The organism is Bacillus mycoides, from assembly GCF_018742245.1.
In the GTDB taxonomy this organism is placed as follows: domain Bacteria; phylum Bacillota; class Bacilli; order Bacillales; family Bacillaceae_G; genus Bacillus_A; species Bacillus_A cereus_U.
The window spans coordinates 2053408-2067942 of the sequence record NZ_CP036132.1; the positions used below are offsets into that span (position 1 = coordinate 2053408).

The following is a 14535-nucleotide window of genomic DNA, read 5'->3' on the forward strand; positions in this document are numbered from 1 at the left end:
ATAGTATCTCATTTGAAAGGAGGAGATTTGAATGGAATTTCAATTATTAGTGAATTGCGTGTTACAAGAAGGGAATGCTTACTTTTTAGTAACAAAAGTAGATGATGTTATTACGTTGAAGGTGCCAATTACAGCAGGAGTAGCGGGTTTATTTTTAGCTTTAGGTGTACCAAGGTGTTCTTAATTTAGATTTCTATAGTAAAAGGATGAGGGACAAGCCTTACCCTTTTACTATTACATAATTTTTTTATGTAAACTAAATGAGGTTTTTTCAGTTTTTTAATATTATTTTTGCCATAGCACGTTTAAAATGGACATGCATATACTATAATGTTTCATTGGCCTTTGATGATGAACGATAGTTTTAAAAAGTGTATCGAAAGTAGAAGTGGTACTCTTTTTATTAATGAAAATAGAAGAGGTGCTAGTATATATGAAAAGACGAACGTATGAAATTCCAATCGCGTTGCGAAGAGAATGGTTTTTAATAGAGTTAGCGCATTTAACAAAAAAATATGGAATCGAAATTGCAACTAGTAAAATAGAAGATGCACCATTCCTTAGAGATCAAGTTACAGAATTGAGAATAGGAGCTGGTTTGCAATACGATAAATATGATGATGAGTATATCATCGGATTTTAAACAAAGAAGCTGCGTATAAAAGGTTATTAAAGAGACCTTTTATACGCAGTTTTTTTGTGAAGAGAAAGCTTTATTGAGAAATATTCAAAACGCTTATTGTAAAAAGGAATGAATGAATGTTGAGAGAATAACGTTTGATAAGAAAGGAATGCGCTATTAATTACTTATTATATTGTATCGTAAAAGTAATTGATTAAATGGAATTTAAAACAATTGGTGTCCAACGGAATGGTAGCGTTTTCTTTCTGGCGGAAAAGGGGGATGTTAATGGGAATTATGAAAAGGAGTATCGCATTATTTATTGTACTTTGTTTTATGAGTCCGCTGGTTTTTAGTACAAATGTACACGCGGAGGTTGTAACAGAGCTTAAGACTGGTTTTCCAGACAAAGAAGTATTTACTCCTGGAGAATGGTTTTTAGGTCAGAAACCTGCTAATTATGATGAGAATAAACCACCAATTCTCTTTGTGCAAGGAAGAAATGGTAATGCGGATAGTTGGTATGGAAAGACAGTATATCATGATATGAATGATATGTACGACTACGCCTTGAAAGCAGGCTATCAAACTGTATTTATTCAATTATACGATGCTGCGGGGAAAGGATCAGCTAGCCAATGGGACAATGGAAAATTGTTAGCACAAAAGCTTGAAGAAATTTATAATCATTTTGGTAAAAAAGTAAATGTTGTAGCTCATAGTAAAGGTGGTATCGATACACAAGCTGCGTTAGTTGGATATGGAGCGAATCGATTTGTTGGAAATGTTATTACACTTGCCACTCCGCATTACGGATCAAATTTAGCGGACTTATCATATAGTTGGTGGGCAGGATGGCTCGCCTCTATATTAGGTCAAAAAGATGATGGAACATATTCATTGCAAATAGGTGAAATGGCAAAGTTTCGTTCTACAATAGATAATAATCCTGCAGCTAAATTAAACCGTTACTATACGGCTACTGGGACAAGCTGGGGACCTGTTTTTTCAGCATTATCTATGGGCGGATTGTACTTGTCATCATACGGTTCTAATGATGGATTAGTGAACGAATGGAGTGCTAAGTTACCATATGGAACACATTTATTTACGGATGCACGATTTGATCATGATAATATACGAAAAGGTTCAGCTGTTTTCGCACGAATTGAGCCATATTTACGGACAGCAAATTTACCAGTACCGGCTTTATTAGCCCCGAGTAATAGTTCAGAGGAAAAGGTAGAACAATTAAACACAACTTCTAATCAAGCTATTTTAGGAGGAGAGTTGTCACAAAATCAGTGGGTAGGGAAAATTGTCGCAGTTGATAAAAAAGCAGAAGGGGTAGTTTCTGTTTTAACAGCTTCTTCGGATGTAGAAATACAACTAATATCTCCAAAAGGAAAAGTTTATACAAATAAAGATAGTGCTGTATCTACTGGTGAAGGTGAATCTCTCTTTAAAGGAGCGACTATAAGAACATTTAAATTTGATAAAATGGAAGCAGGAGAATGGCAAGTTAAAATGATGGCAAAGCAGCCAAAAGATGCATATTTAATCGTAACCGATTACAAAAAAGATGCTCCGTTCGTCCTTCAAATGCCAGCAAAAGTTAAAGTAAATAAAGCAGAGTATAAACTCAAAAAATCACCTGCAGCTCCAGAAATGAAAGGCAATCTTTCAGTAACAGTAAGAGTAATTAATAAAGATGGAAAATTAGTTTCTGAATCAAATGAATCGCAAAATATTAATACAACTACATTCACAGGTGCTTTGAAAAATATAGAACAGCCAGGTGTATATAACGTTACAATTGATATGAAAGGGATGAATAAGGAAGGACAACCTTATAATCGTACGATAGTTAAATCGGTTTATGTAGAGAAGTAGGAAAGAAGGAATCTGTTTTAATAAAAAAAGTGCCGAATTCTTGTGGTAGAAGGATTTCGGCACTTTTCATGTTTATTAGATGAATAGAAAAGTGAAATGGGAGTTTATGTTTTATAAGAGGACGATAGGAATCAAAAAAACGTTATGCAATAAAAAAAGATGCGGAATTAGCATCTGAATGTGAGGGAATAGTATTAACTTAGTTTTGTAACTGTTAATTCAACTGAATTTATACCATTATCACAAGTTATAATACTTTGATGATTGAAACCACTATTATTTCTAAGTTGAAGTGTTGAATTAGCTGGAACCGTAACAATAGTTTCGCCAACTAGTTGAAGGCATTCGTTATTTGATGAAGTATTCATTTGAAAAGCGAAATCACCTTGACTATTAGCAAGTGGATTGTTATTTAAAAATATAGTTATGACTGGAATATGGGGAAATACAGGATTTAAAGTAGTGTTAATGCTTGAAATGAATGAGATTCGATAATCACCTGCTTGACTAAATTGTATAGTAGTAGGATTTAGTAAAGAAACTCCTCCCGCCAAAGGGCCAACGTGATTAAATGGAAAAGAATCGCCAAAAGGGACAGTTATAAACTCAGTTTGCCAAAAAGTTCCGTAAGCTGAGCAGGATGGTTTATGTGAATGGTCGCATGAACATTTTTTATACGAGCTAGAAGATTGATGGCACGAACACTTTTTATATGAACTAGAAGAAGAGTGGCATGAACATTTTTTATATGAGCTTGAAGAATGATAGTATGAACCCAATATAGTACCTCCTATTATTAATAAATGTATAATATATAGTAGTTTATGTAATTGAAAAGTAATTGGCGTGTATACTTGTCCATATATAAGGTGATAGATTTGGGATAAAAAGCTGGCATAATATAAAGTGCTCTAATGAGGAGATACAGTTTTCAAAAGAATAGAACTAGAATATTATATGTAATGACTTTTGAAGACGAAAAAGGCTGAAAATTTAGCAGATAACTCTATCCGAGGTTTTAAAATGTTGAAGTATTTAAACTTTAAGATAGTATATCGCCAAAGTAAACAAGAGAAGTATTTAAAGGAAAGCATCTTAGTGAAACAGAGAAATGGATAAAGCGATGATTAAGTTTCCAGCTTAGTCATCGCTTTTTATTTATGCAATTGAGCAGGAAGAAGACAAAAGATATCGAATGAATGTAATTATACAGAATTGTTTGCTTTTGGTATGAATAGTAGTTAAAGATACGTTAGTTATATTGCAAACCGTAAGAAAAGAGAGATTAAATAATAGAGGGAGCAACGTACATGGAAAATATATTAAAGGTATCCTCAAAATCAAGTCCAAATTCAGTGGCAGGTGCAATAGCCGGTGTACTAAGAGCAAGTGGCAAGGTAGAAATTCAAGTAATTGGAGCGGGTTCTTTAAATCAAGCGATTAAAGCAATTGCGATTGCAAGAGGTTTTGTCGCTCCAAGTGGAATTGATTTGGTTCTTGTTCCAGCGTTTCAAGAGGTTACTATCGATAATCAAGAAAGAACAGCAATCAAATTAATTGTAGGTCCTAGAAGGAAAAGATCGTAATAGCGAACAATAATATAAGGGGATTTGAAAAGGCCAATAGACTCCAAAAAGTTAGACACGTTATTTCATTTGGCAGTTCCTTGGGCGTGGACACAGTATTGTACCGGATTCATGACTTTTAATTTCCTCTTATATTTAGCGGGTTTTTCTAGAACCTTAAAAATGCCAAATCCTTTGTGACATAAGGGATTTGGCATTTTTGAGGTTTTTATGTTTTTTAAAATCAACAATTCTAAAACTGCTCATTCTTCTCCCAAGATTCAACGATATAGCATGAGAAACCTTATTATATCAAGGTTTGTAAGTGGTGATTTAACTCGATGCTCACATTTTGCTCACATTAGAATTTTTCGGCTTTTATTTGATGTTTTCATAAGATTTTATTACATTCTCAAAATTTTCTGCGGCCTGTTGCTGCATGTTTTGTGTGATATGGCTATACTTGTCTAATGTCATTTGAATAGAAGAGTGTCCTAAGCGATCCTGTACAATTTTAGGATGCTCACCAGCTTGGAGCATAAGTGTTGCATGTGTGTGCCTTAAGTCGTGAATACGAATTCGTGGAACACCAGCTTTTTTATAATGGTCTTTCAAAAAACGATGAGGAGCATCTATATGTAAGGGACAATGAATCGTATTGCCAGCGAAAATATAGGCCTCCTCATTCAAGGAGATACCCCAGCGGAAAAACTCTTTCTTTTTATAAAGGTAGTATGCTTGTAACTCTATTACAACAAAGGAAGAGATACTAATACTTCTATTAGAAGATTTAGTTTTAGTAGCAGCTTTAAATAGTCCTTCTTCAGTTTTTACAAGTGATTTATTAACTAGGATACGTTTATTATCAAAGTCAATATCCTTCCATGTTAGTGCAAGTAACTCTCCACGTCTCATACCAGTATAGATTGCGAGTAAAAAGAACATATAGTACTTTTTATTTTTTCTTTTAAATAATGAAGGAATCGATTACATTCCTCACTGGACCATGTTTTCATCTCACCTTGCTCTTCACGTGGTTTTTTAACCTTATTCATTATATTATCATGTATGATTTCCCATTCTACAGCGTGTTTGAAAATGCACCTTAGGCAGCGATGGATATTGCTGATTGTACCATTTGATAGTCCTTTTTCCTTAAGTTCAGCATAGTAGCTTTGAATCATTACGGGCTTAATACTTTTAATTTTTTTATAACTAAATGGGGGAAGGATATAGAGCCTAACTAAGCTCATGTCTTTTTCAAAAGATGTAATTTTTAACTCAGCTTTACGAAGAGGCTTTAACTTTTCCCATACATCTAAAACAGTTAATTGTTTGTCATTATGGTATTGTGATTCCAAACGAATCCGAAGAAACAGGTGTAGGCTTATAAGGAATGCTTTCACAATTAACAAAAGCTTTTCAAGAACATGTGACAAGAACTGATGCTAGGTTGAAAGAATTAGAGCCTATAAAACCTAAAGGGAATATAAAACATAGGAACAGAGTAAAACGTCATAGAAGACCGTCTAGACATACGAAAAGGAATTGTCAGAAAGGGGTGTAATTATGCGAAATGAGGAAATTATTATAGACTTAGCAGATCCTGTGTTTACAAAGACAATTCGTTCCCGTCAAAATGATAAAAATGGATTGAAAATTACTGTAAATGTAAGAGAACTGGGGAATAGTGTTGATTTAACTGGATATGCAGTCAAATATGAAGCGACAAATCATACAGGGGCATTCATTCGTGATGATGCTCAAATAATTGATGCGAAAAATGGTGTGTTTTCATATACTTTTACATCTCAAGCAGTTTCAACTTCGGCCGATTGGACTGCTTATTTTGTTATGGAAAAAAACGCTGAACGAACGAGTACCCCTGATATCCGAATTGTGCTTAAGCGAGATGTAAAAGAAGGAAATATGAAAATAGAAAACTATATTTCTGATTTTGAAAAAGCTATAGAACAAGTGGCAGGATATCGAAAAGAAATTGATGATACAAATAAGAGAATTATAGATACAAACAACAAATTTGTAGAGTTAACAACATTAATTAATGCGAAAGGTGTTCAAGTACCAAAGATCACAACAGAATCAGGTGGGCAAACTATTTCTGTTAGTGATATCACAAAGAACATTCTCGACGAAATAGCTGCAAAAGGTGCTGGGATGAATACAATTTATTGTGCTACAGGTGTGCAAAATACAATTCCATCGAGCAAACCTTGGAGGGGAATTTCTTATTTTAATCAGAATAATATTGGCTTTGTAATCGCTAAAGATAGTGTAGGTGGATTTTATACAAATTATCTAAACGGAAATAACGGGTGGACAGGGTGGACAAATCATGTCACAAGAGAGGATTTTGTAGGGTGGGATTTTACTGTACAAGGATTTAAACGATCTACCGATACATATTGGACTCAGATGTCAATCACTAACGCTTCAAACGTTGAAGGAAGACAAGTTACTAGAGCGAAACGAAGTGGCGACCAAGTTTCCGTTATAGGCTCTTTAAAGAATATAAAAGAAGGGCAAGTTGTATTCAATGTTCCAACTGGATTGCGACCTGCTCAACAAATAACAGATGTTGTTATTATTGCTGGTCCACCTTATTCTATATGTGAATTTAACGTAGAAACTGGCGGTAATGTAAAAATATACAACATCACTACTGACAAAACTATTCATTTTTCAATCAATTATTTAGTATGAAAAAGGAGGCAAACAAGTGGAACGTATCGACGTATTCATAAAAACGTTTATAGCTACCTTGGGTGGCTTCTGTGGATATTTCTTAGGAGGATGGGATGCAACATTGAAAATCTTAGTGACGATGGCAGTTATTGATTATTTAACTGGAATGATTGCAGCAGGATACAACGGAGAGTTAAAAAGTAAAGTAGGTTTCAAAGGCATCGCCAAAAAGGTGGTGCTTTTTCTTTTGGTTGGAGTGGCAGCGCAATTAGATACAGTGTTTGGAAGCAACAGCGCTATCCGTGAAGCGACAATCTTTTTCTTCATGGGTAATGAATTGTTATCACTTTTAGAAAACGCTGGACGTATGGGAATCCCACTTCCACAAGCTTTGACAAACGCGGTTGAAATTTTAGGTGGTAAACAAAAACAAGAAGATAAAAAGGGAGATGTTCAATAATGAAAAAACATATTATCGATATTTCAAAATGGAATGACAGTATTAATTGGGATGTATTAGCTCCTCAAGTTACTTTAGCAATTTGCCGTGTTCAATATGGATCAGATACAGTAGATGGATTATATAAACAACATGTAGCGCAATTAGAGAAACGTGGCATTCCACATGCTGCCTATGCGTATGGATGCTATGTTTCTGTTAATGATGCAATTGTGGAAGCGAACGATTTTATGAAAAGAACAAATTCAAATGCTAAATTCTTAGTGCTAGATTGTGAGGATGATACATTAAAAAGTTGTGGCCCCGACAATGTAGCAGCTGCTTCTCAAGCTTTTATTGATACATGTAAAGCGGCAGGTTGGAAAGTCGGATTTTATGTATCACATCATATGTACAATCAATATGGTTTAAATAAGGTGAAAGCAGACTTTTTATGGATTCCTCGTTATGGAAGTAATAAACCTGCCTATGCGTGTGATCTATGGCAATATGCAGACGGAGAAACAGGCGGTTGGCTTGATGGTGTAGGAAAAGTTGACTTAAATGTTCTAAATGGAGACAAGCCATTATCTTGGTTTATTGGTGGCAATGAACTAAATCCAATTGATCCAATTCAGCCTATTCAAAAAGAGGGAATTGGACATGCAACATCGAAATACGATGATGGTTATGGTGTGAATCTATATGAAAATCCTGCTGATCCTATTTTTGCTGGACGTATCACACAAAAAATCCCATACTTAATCCATAAAGGATACTGGGGTGGTGGAGAAAAAAATATGATCTGCCTTGGAAATGAAAAACAGTGGGCTTACCTAAAACATTTTGATATTCAATGGTTCTATGCATACACTAAATATTGGCCAGGGTATCAAATCCGAATTTACGATGGACCGAACGGCAATGACATTGGTTTTGTGGATGGAAGTGAGCCGTATCAATTATTTAATAGACAAGATGGGCATATTGATATCGGTGGAAATCGTTGGATTCGTGAGGAACATGTAATTATTAAATAATAGGTGGTTTCAAAAGTACACAACAACAAAGGTAAAACATACTATGTAACTGCTAGCGAGGCATATGTATTTATGAAGTGAAAATCCGGCTCTTGTGAGTCGGATTTTCTTTTTTTATATTTAAGATAAGATTGCCTTTCTTAAATATAAAATTATGAATAGATAGGAATTAATTCTTGTTTAAAATCTTCATACATACCTAAAGCAATTTTTAAAATTTTTTCTAAGCTGTCATAATCGCTAAATAGTACTGGCTTAATTCTAGTATCTGGAGAAATTAAAAGTCTTGAATATAGACTCCATGGACTACCTAATCTTAGTTCATCATTATGATAAACTACCCAAGTAAAATCCAGAACGTTTACTTTAATACCAATATTAAAATAAAATAAATTTTCTTTTTTATCACCTAGTTCTCCAACTTTTAAAAACTTTTCTTTTTTATCATAAACTGATTTATAACCTAGCTTTTCAAGTATTTGTTGAATGTCTTCAATATTGGGATTAGGAATGATTTCTTCGGCATCATAATTTTCTCTCGAAAAAGAAGAAAGTTCTGTGTATCTATTAACAAAGTCAATTTTTTTTAGTGCTGTTTCTATTTCAGGTTTTAATTTTAAGCTCATAATTATTCCTCCCTAAATCTTAATGTTACACCGTATTCTTCAGCTATTTCTTTATACTTTTCTATATTTTTAATGTTTTTAATGTTTTTATTAGATGCTGGCACCTCTAAAATATAGTCTCCATTAAGTTTTAGGCCATCTAACTTAGGATACTGATTTGATCTTATTATCATTATTCCCTACCCAAAAACTCCCATGATTTTCCCCTTTCTTTTTAAATTATTATGTATATCTTTATTTATGTAGGTACCTTAACATATTATCATTTTCATTGGAATGAATATTCTGAAAGTTATTTATCAACCACACTCGAAGAAGGAATTTTATTGTTATTTTGTGGAATTATGATAATCATAGATAGAAACGAGGAGGATGGGGTAGCTATGAGCACACCTGTAGTAACTAAAGAACAAATTAAAAATTCGTTAGATATTTGGTTTCAATTTATGTTAAACCAAGATTTTGTGCAATCAAAAACATTAAAAGAAGAAATCGAATCGAAAATAAGTCATATCGAAGAAGATCAACAAATATTATTTTATTATTCATTATTAGATTTTAGATATAAAGTATTAAGCGATAGTATGAATATTTCACATGATGAATTTGTTAAAATTGACTCAATTGTTTCGTTAAGATTGTAAAGAAGTGTACTTAAGCCAACGTGGCAGTTTAGTTGAAAAAAATATTATAATATTATTAAAATTTAAGAAATGAATGAATTTACTTTTAGCAAAGTTTTGCAGTTAGCTATATAAAAAGCCACAAGAGCACTAAATTCTTGTGGCTTCACTTTTACTATTCATGTTAAAAGTCTAAATCTTTTTCATTACCATCATAATCTACTAGTAATGATCCTTCGTCTAAGGTATCCATTAACCATTCCGCCAAGCCATTCCATGATCTAGAAACGCTGTGAATCTCCCTATCCCATTGTATTACAGTTGCATCGTATCCATTGCTTGATTCTAAGTCTATACAAATCGAGTCACCATAGTTTAAATCTGCGATGATTAAATACGTGTCTGGCATCTTTGTCGGTCTTCGTTCTTTTTTAAACGAATCATTTAGATAGGAGCCACCACGCTGTTTTTGGCCCCGAGCAGCTGTATGAATTTCTGACAGGACCGTTCCAGGTATAAATAATTCTCCACCATTACACACTTGGAGAAAATCTTTATATATATCAGGAATTTGAATGTTAAGTTCATTTTGAAGGCTTGTTATATTTTCTACGTTAATTCCATTGTTTAGGGTGTGAATGCCATCTACATATTTATTAACTTCCTCAAAAAATGGTTGTAAATGATTGTTTTTTGAATAATATTTTCTTAGCATAAAACCATCTCCCTCTATTCATGTTTCCAAGGCACAACGTCTCCAAAGTCAGTCATACTATCATTCTTAGGAGTATAGTAGCCATTTGTAGGATTGTGATAATTTCCACGATGGGCGTCAAAGTGTTCGTTTACATCCATATTCCTTCCCTTTAAAAATTGAATGTTATCTGGTTCACCAGCAAAATCAGGATATTCATTAGCAGATTTCATATGCTGTCCCTCGTAGCCTTTCACTTTTCCTGTTTGTAATAACTCTAGTTTTTCTGCAGGGGTCCAATCTCTTGTTCCTTTTCCAGTTTTTTTAATCAATTCCTTCTCTTGTCTCCATGCGTGGCGAACAGCTTTCTGACGAAGAGCTGAAAATTGTTTATCTGTTACCCATTTTCCGTTTACATTATATTGTTTTTTTCCATCAACAATCCGTATTTTTTCTGTATTCTTAACACTATTACCAACCTCGCTAGAAGACTGGGATTTTTGAAGGTTGTTAGCATCGGCTTTCTCCTTTATTCTACCACTAGTCCCATTAGAAGAAGACTGGAACTTTTGAAGAGTATCCTTACCATTTTGAACTGCATTACGCCCAACAAATACACCATGTCCAGCAAGACTAAGCCCAGCCGCTGTAGCAGCTGCATCTAATGGAAGAACAATTGGTGATGCTAACCCACCACTTCCTACTTCTGCGACGAAGGTTAAGAAATTAGCCCCGCCTATGACGGTAAGACCTTCTAGAATTTCTATAATGGATGCCGCTCCTGCTACAACATTTCCGGCAAATCTTCCCGATTGATAAGTTAACTTGCTTTCTAATTCATCATTATCAGGTGATTCTAGTCCAATAACGCTTTCGAAAGCCGCACTACCAGCGCCTTGAAAAAATTCTTTCATAAATTCCCAAGTACTGGTAGCTGTTTTTTCATACCATGGTCTATTGGCTTCTTGTTCTCGTAAAGCAATTGCTTTTGCAATTTGTGCTTCACGAGCTTTACTTTCTGTAATTGCTTGAATAGGCCCCGTCCACTCCATATTCAATTCTTGTATGCTAAATGTTCCACTTGCGGGGCTGAAACCTTTCCCACTTTGCACTCCCGCAAGACCTTGCGCGATACTCGCAGCTAATTGAAGTGCAGTATCATAATTACTACTAGAAGTATAATTGAATTCATGTAAGTGTTCTAGTTTTTCTTGCAGTTTCTTCCTCATGACAGTAAAAAGATTCGCCATAGCGTCCATACCCGGGATTGGCATAGCTTGACTGATGGCTTCCATACTTGTTTTCATTCGGTCAATTTCGCGAATTTGTTCTAATAACTCTTGTTCAATGACATCAGTTGAAGCTACCTGTGATTGAAATTGACTTGGAAAGGCATCATTTTGACGGATTAATTCTTCACATAAGTAAATGATTCCTTGTGCTAAAGGACGAAAGGTTTGTACAAAAAATGATTTTGCGCTGCTATAAGTTTGTCCTTGTAGAACAGTATCAATTGCAAAAGCGTCGATCGACTGAATGACTTGTTCCATACCTTGAATCGTAGCCGTACATACAGCGTTCATGCTTTTTGTTTGCGTATGTACTTCCCCTAGATACATATTCAAACTCATGAATTGACCTCCTTTGCTAGATTCTGTTTTTGATAGTAAAGGTCATTTTCTAAGTCACTAAGATTTCGTTTTTCCTTAAGCAATGTTTCTTTTTGATTTTCCAATTCGAAAGTAAGTTTTCGCTCAATATATTGTGCATCTTGACTCATATTCAAAAAAAACAATGACATTTCTCTATCTCTATGCCAAGTTCCTAAAATACGGTCAAACAAACGATGGTTTTGATTTTTCCATACATGAAAATCTTCTTCTACTTGTTCCTGTGTTTGAATCGCAGATTGATTCCGATTCTGTTCTTCAAATACACTTCGTAATTTTTGATTTAATTGATTCATTTGTTTTTCAATATCTTGACTCATCTTTTTCCTCCTACCGTTTTACTTTACGTAGGTTATCACATTAGCGAAAAGTATTTTGAAGTTCGTTATCCATCCTCTCAAACTCGTTAGCTACCGAATGAATATTATCAACCGCTTGTTGAAAGGCGACAGAAAATTGTTTCGTCAAATCTAAAACTTGTTGGTTCGCTTCCTGTGCTTTGGAGTTAACAGATAGTGTTGTACGCGTCGCCTTTGTTATAGAACGACTTGTTGCACTTTGAATCCTGTCAGAAGCTGATCCCATTTTCGTAGCAATTTGTGTTGTTGTTTGTAAATTACTTTGGAATTGTCCCATCGTATAAACCCTTTCTATATTTCTATGAACGTATTAAAGAAGGGGAGTGCCTAGTATGTATGTCCATTATCCTATTGTTCCTTATAGGAACTCTCCTGGGAAAATATTGCAGATATAATTATAACAATAAATGGTTAAAGTTTCCTCAAAAAAAATGTATTTTACAACATATGTGTTTGTTATAGTTCTCAAAAGGTAATGTAGTATAACATAGAGGTAAAACACGAATGGGAAAGTAATAAATTGATGCTAATGATTTATATTATGCTGTATGGGCTGAAAAGGGTGGTTGGTTAAATCTTGGCGGTGAACAATGGATTAAGAACAATCCATCTTATGTGAAGTTTAGTAAGAAAAGCACAGTAGATTCCTCTATTGTAGGGAAGCGTGTTGTTACTAAAGTGGACAACCTACGTTTCTATGAATCTCCATCTTGGCATGATAAAGACGTGGCTGATACTTTAGATGCAGGACTAGGGTTTACAATCGATGAAAAAGTAACTGTCAATGGATCACCACAATACAAAGTACAAAATTCGAAAGGGAATACGTACTACATTACAGCTAGTGATGCATACGTAAACGTACGTTAACATAAAAGAAACCGGCTCTTAATTGAGTCGGCTTTTTTACTATGTATTAAACTTTAGCATTCATAAGTAACTCTTTTAATTCTTATGTAGATAATTTGCTTTCTAACGCTTTACTTAAGTCAAGTATAGAAGTTTTATAATCTACTACTACTTGTAAACTATCAGTCTTCTTTTTCTTCTGCAACGTCTTTACTAGAACAACCTACTCCTGACAATAACATGACTGGAACAACTAAAGATAACAGTATTATTTGTTTTGAGTTTCAAATTTTAGAGATTCCCTATAAATAGGGGTTCCGTGATTATTTTGATTTGTTATTAGGGTGTGAAGCTTGATTAGAACACAAGTTCAACAATGGGAATGGTAATACCTATTTATCAAGGTGATTGTAATACAAGATTTAATGCAGAAATTTACGTTAAATGAATTGTTATTAAAATAAAAATCGGTCTAATACAGTTTAATTAAAAGGCTATTATTTGCTCACATTTTGCTCACAAATAATATAAAAATACGTGAAAAAATATGAAATTCCCATTTGGAATAGAATATAATATAACAAATAAAAAGTGTCCCAAATGCTTGTATAACAGGCATTTGGGACACTTTTATAGTTTGGTATAAAACAAAATGAACAACCCTAAAACTGCTCATTCTTCTCCCAAGATTCTACAATATAATGAGCAATCGTTGGGTTGAATCCTTTACCAACTAAGAACATAATCGCAGCAACTTCTGTTAAAGCATGTTTGTGTGATGTATGTTTCGCTTCATTTAAACCGTAATCTACCCAAGGTTTTACGAAATCAAGTACAGGTTTTTTTAAAGGTAAAAACTGTGTACCGACAACTTGTTGGATTTGTTGTTGCGTTGGTTCTGTAATAGGTCCTGGTGGTAAAATTTGTGGCTGCGTAATATCGAGTGTTGGCCCAGGCGGTAAAATTTGTGGCTGTGTAATATCGAGTGTTGGCCCAGGCGGTAAAATTTGCGGTTGCGTAGGATCGATAGTTTGCGGTGCTGGCGGTGAGACACGTGGGTCATAGTTTGGCTGATACATTTGTTGTTGGTATTGCGGTTGTTGTGGCTGAGTTGTGTATGGATTTTGTTGATATTGTTGTTCTTGAGTGTACTGAGTTGTGTATGGATTTTGCTGATATTGTTGTTCTTGAGTTGGTGGTGCTGCATATGGATTTTGAGGATATTCATAATTTGGACGTGTGTCATATGGATTTTGTTGATATTCAGTTTCTTGAGTTTGCGGTGTTGCGTATGGATTTTGTTCGTATTGAGGCTCTTGATGTTGTGTCTCTTCCTCCCCATACTGTTCAGCATATCTTTGTTCCTGATGTTGAGGGGAAAAAGGTTGTTGTGGGTAAGGCGGTTGATTATTATAGAACATGTTTATTCCTCCTTCATAATGATGCCTA

Annotated in this window: 16 protein-coding genes and 3 pseudogenes; 10 read left to right on the forward strand and 9 right to left on the reverse strand. The window is 34.4% G+C overall.

Features of this window, described 5'->3' with window-relative positions; translation table 11 throughout:
- Nucleotides 1-31: 31 nt before the first annotated feature.
- The 3 genes from exsG (at nucleotide 32) to EXW56_RS10465 (ending at nucleotide 2515) form a co-directional block, all read left to right on the forward strand.
- Nucleotides 32-184: an exosporium protein ExsG gene (gene exsG, locus EXW56_RS10455; RefSeq protein ID WP_000395676.1), complete on the forward strand. Its 153-nt coding sequence runs from the start codon at nucleotides 32-34 to the stop codon at nucleotides 182-184.
- A gap of 249 nt (nucleotides 185-433) precedes the next feature.
- Nucleotides 434-643 (forward strand): hypothetical protein, encoded by a 210-nt coding sequence (locus EXW56_RS10460; RefSeq protein ID WP_002158072.1) that lies wholly within the window; start codon nucleotides 434-436, stop codon nucleotides 641-643.
- Between the two features lie 261 nt (nucleotides 644-904).
- Nucleotides 905-2515: a lipase family alpha/beta hydrolase gene (locus tag EXW56_RS10465; RefSeq protein WP_420042233.1), complete on the forward strand. Its 1611-nt coding sequence runs from the start codon at nucleotides 905-907 to the stop codon at nucleotides 2513-2515.
- A 194-nt stretch (nucleotides 2516-2709) separates the two neighbouring features.
- Here EXW56_RS10465 and EXW56_RS10470 read toward each other — a convergent pair whose 3' ends face one another.
- Nucleotides 2710-3294: a hypothetical protein gene (locus tag EXW56_RS10470; RefSeq protein ID WP_002200686.1), complete on the reverse strand. Its 585-nt coding sequence runs from the start codon at nucleotides 3292-3294 to the stop codon at nucleotides 2710-2712.
- Nucleotides 3295-3825: 531 nt separating this feature from the next.
- Here EXW56_RS10470 and EXW56_RS10475 point away from each other — a divergent pair.
- Entirely contained in the window at nucleotides 3826-4101 is a 276-nt protein-coding gene (locus EXW56_RS10475) for a stage V sporulation protein S (RefSeq protein WP_002148380.1), read from the forward strand.
- Nucleotides 4102-4458: 357 nt separating this feature from the next.
- Here EXW56_RS10475 and EXW56_RS10480 read toward each other — a convergent pair.
- Nucleotides 4459-5429 (reverse strand): annotated as a pseudogene (locus EXW56_RS10480) (tyrosine-type recombinase/integrase); the annotation flags it as partial.
- Here EXW56_RS10480 and EXW56_RS27570 point away from each other — a divergent pair.
- From EXW56_RS27570 to EXW56_RS10500, 4 genes and pseudogenes are all read left to right on the forward strand, one after another.
- Nucleotides 5411-5647: pseudogene (locus tag EXW56_RS27570) on the forward strand (tail fiber domain-containing protein); the annotation flags it as partial. The pseudogenes EXW56_RS10480 and EXW56_RS27570 overlap by 19 nt on opposite strands.
- A gap of 2 nt (nucleotides 5648-5649) precedes the next feature.
- Nucleotides 5650-6804, forward strand: a complete 1155-nt coding sequence (locus EXW56_RS10490) for a BppU family phage baseplate upper protein (protein WP_215597432.1) — start codon at nucleotides 5650-5652, stop codon at nucleotides 6802-6804.
- Between the two features lie 16 nt (nucleotides 6805-6820).
- A complete protein-coding gene (locus EXW56_RS10495) occupies nucleotides 6821-7246 on the forward strand; it encodes a phage holin family protein (protein ID WP_215597433.1) in 426 nt (141 codons plus the stop codon).
- Nucleotides 7246-8265, forward strand: a complete 1020-nt coding sequence (locus EXW56_RS10500) for a GH25 family lysozyme (RefSeq protein ID WP_215597434.1) — start codon at nucleotides 7246-7248, stop codon at nucleotides 8263-8265. Before EXW56_RS10495 ends, EXW56_RS10500 begins: the two co-directional genes overlap by 1 nt.
- A 152-nt stretch (nucleotides 8266-8417) precedes the next feature.
- Here the strand turns inward: EXW56_RS10500 and EXW56_RS10505 are convergent, their stop codons facing one another.
- The gene (locus EXW56_RS10505; protein WP_016104702.1) at nucleotides 8418-8891 is read right to left on the reverse strand and encodes a hypothetical protein; all 474 of its coding nucleotides are present in this window, start codon (nucleotides 8889-8891) and stop codon (nucleotides 8418-8420) included.
- Between the two features lie 2 nt (nucleotides 8892-8893).
- Complete coding sequence (locus tag EXW56_RS10510; protein WP_215597435.1) at nucleotides 8894-9064, reverse strand: hypothetical protein; 171 nt, start codon at nucleotides 9062-9064, stop codon at nucleotides 8894-8896.
- A 210-nt stretch (nucleotides 9065-9274) separates the two neighbouring features.
- Between EXW56_RS10510 and EXW56_RS10515 the strand changes: the two genes are divergently transcribed.
- The gene (locus EXW56_RS10515; RefSeq protein WP_016104703.1) at nucleotides 9275-9535 is read left to right on the forward strand and encodes a response regulator aspartate phosphatase; all 261 of its coding nucleotides are present in this window, start codon (nucleotides 9275-9277) and stop codon (nucleotides 9533-9535) included.
- Nucleotides 9536-9698: 163 nt separating this feature from the next.
- Here EXW56_RS10515 and EXW56_RS10520 read toward each other — a convergent pair whose 3' ends face one another.
- From EXW56_RS10520 to EXW56_RS10535, 4 genes are read right to left on the reverse strand one after another with little or no spacing between them, the layout of a single operon-like run.
- Nucleotides 9699-10229, reverse strand: coding sequence for an SMI1/KNR4 family protein (locus tag EXW56_RS10520; protein WP_016104704.1), 531 nt, complete (start codon nucleotides 10227-10229; stop codon nucleotides 9699-9701).
- A 14-nt stretch (nucleotides 10230-10243) separates the two neighbouring features.
- On the reverse strand, nucleotides 10244-11839 hold the full coding sequence (locus EXW56_RS10525) for a T7SS effector LXG polymorphic toxin (protein ID WP_215597436.1): 1596 nt from the start codon (nucleotides 11837-11839) through the stop codon (nucleotides 10244-10246).
- Nucleotides 11836-12198, reverse strand: a complete 363-nt coding sequence (locus EXW56_RS10530) for a DUF3958 family protein (protein ID WP_016079288.1) — start codon at nucleotides 12196-12198, stop codon at nucleotides 11836-11838. Before EXW56_RS10530 ends, EXW56_RS10525 begins: the two co-directional genes overlap by 4 nt.
- Before the next feature lie 40 nt (nucleotides 12199-12238).
- Nucleotides 12239-12514: a TIGR04197 family type VII secretion effector gene (locus tag EXW56_RS10535; RefSeq protein ID WP_215597437.1), complete on the reverse strand. Its 276-nt coding sequence runs from the start codon at nucleotides 12512-12514 to the stop codon at nucleotides 12239-12241.
- 263 nt (nucleotides 12515-12777) lie between these two features.
- On the opposite strand from EXW56_RS10535, the pseudogene EXW56_RS27575 reads away from it, so the two are divergent.
- Nucleotides 12778-13107 (forward strand): annotated as a pseudogene (locus EXW56_RS27575) (N-acetylmuramoyl-L-alanine amidase); the annotation flags it as partial.
- Nucleotides 13108-13748: 641 nt separating this feature from the next.
- On the opposite strand, the gene EXW56_RS10545 reads toward EXW56_RS27575, so the two are convergent.
- Nucleotides 13749-14507, reverse strand: coding sequence for a hypothetical protein (locus EXW56_RS10545; protein ID WP_204208141.1), 759 nt, complete (start codon nucleotides 14505-14507; stop codon nucleotides 13749-13751).
- Nucleotides 14508-14535: the final 28 nt, after the last annotated feature.

Excerpts from the sequence above, each read along its gene's own strand:
- exsG (WP_000395676.1), top strand. The coding sequence starts at position 32 with ATGGAATTTCAATTATTAGTGAATTGCGTGTTACAAGAAGGGAATGCT.
- EXW56_RS10460 (WP_002158072.1), top strand. The coding sequence starts at position 434 with ATGAAAAGACGAACGTATGAAATTCCAATCGCGTTGCGAAGAGAATGG.
- EXW56_RS10465 (WP_420042233.1), top strand. The coding sequence starts at position 905 with ATGTTAATGGGAATTATGAAAAGGAGTATCGCATTATTTATTGTACTT.
- EXW56_RS10475 (WP_002148380.1), top strand. The coding sequence starts at position 3,826 with ATGGAAAATATATTAAAGGTATCCTCAAAATCAAGTCCAAATTCAGTG.
- EXW56_RS10490 (WP_215597432.1), top strand. The coding sequence starts at position 5,650 with ATGCGAAATGAGGAAATTATTATAGACTTAGCAGATCCTGTGTTTACA.
- EXW56_RS10500 (WP_215597434.1), top strand. The coding sequence starts at position 7,246 with ATGAAAAAACATATTATCGATATTTCAAAATGGAATGACAGTATTAAT.
- EXW56_RS10505 (WP_016104702.1), bottom strand. The coding sequence starts at position 8,891 with ATGAGCTTAAAATTAAAACCTGAAATAGAAACAGCACTAAAAAAAATT.
- EXW56_RS10510 (WP_215597435.1), bottom strand. The coding sequence starts at position 9,064 with ATGATAATAAGATCAAATCAGTATCCTAAGTTAGATGGCCTAAAACTT.
- EXW56_RS10515 (WP_016104703.1), top strand. The coding sequence starts at position 9,275 with ATGAGCACACCTGTAGTAACTAAAGAACAAATTAAAAATTCGTTAGAT.
- EXW56_RS10520 (WP_016104704.1), bottom strand. The coding sequence starts at position 10,229 with ATGCTAAGAAAATATTATTCAAAAAACAATCATTTACAACCATTTTTT.
- EXW56_RS10525 (WP_215597436.1), bottom strand. The coding sequence starts at position 11,839 with ATGAGTTTGAATATGTATCTAGGGGAAGTACATACGCAAACAAAAAGC.
- EXW56_RS10530 (WP_016079288.1), bottom strand. The coding sequence starts at position 12,198 with ATGAGTCAAGATATTGAAAAACAAATGAATCAATTAAATCAAAAATTA.
- EXW56_RS10535 (WP_215597437.1), bottom strand. The coding sequence starts at position 12,514 with ATGGGACAATTCCAAAGTAATTTACAAACAACAACACAAATTGCTACG.
- EXW56_RS10545 (WP_204208141.1), bottom strand. The coding sequence starts at position 14,507 with ATGTTCTATAATAATCAACCGCCTTACCCACAACAACCTTTTTCCCCT.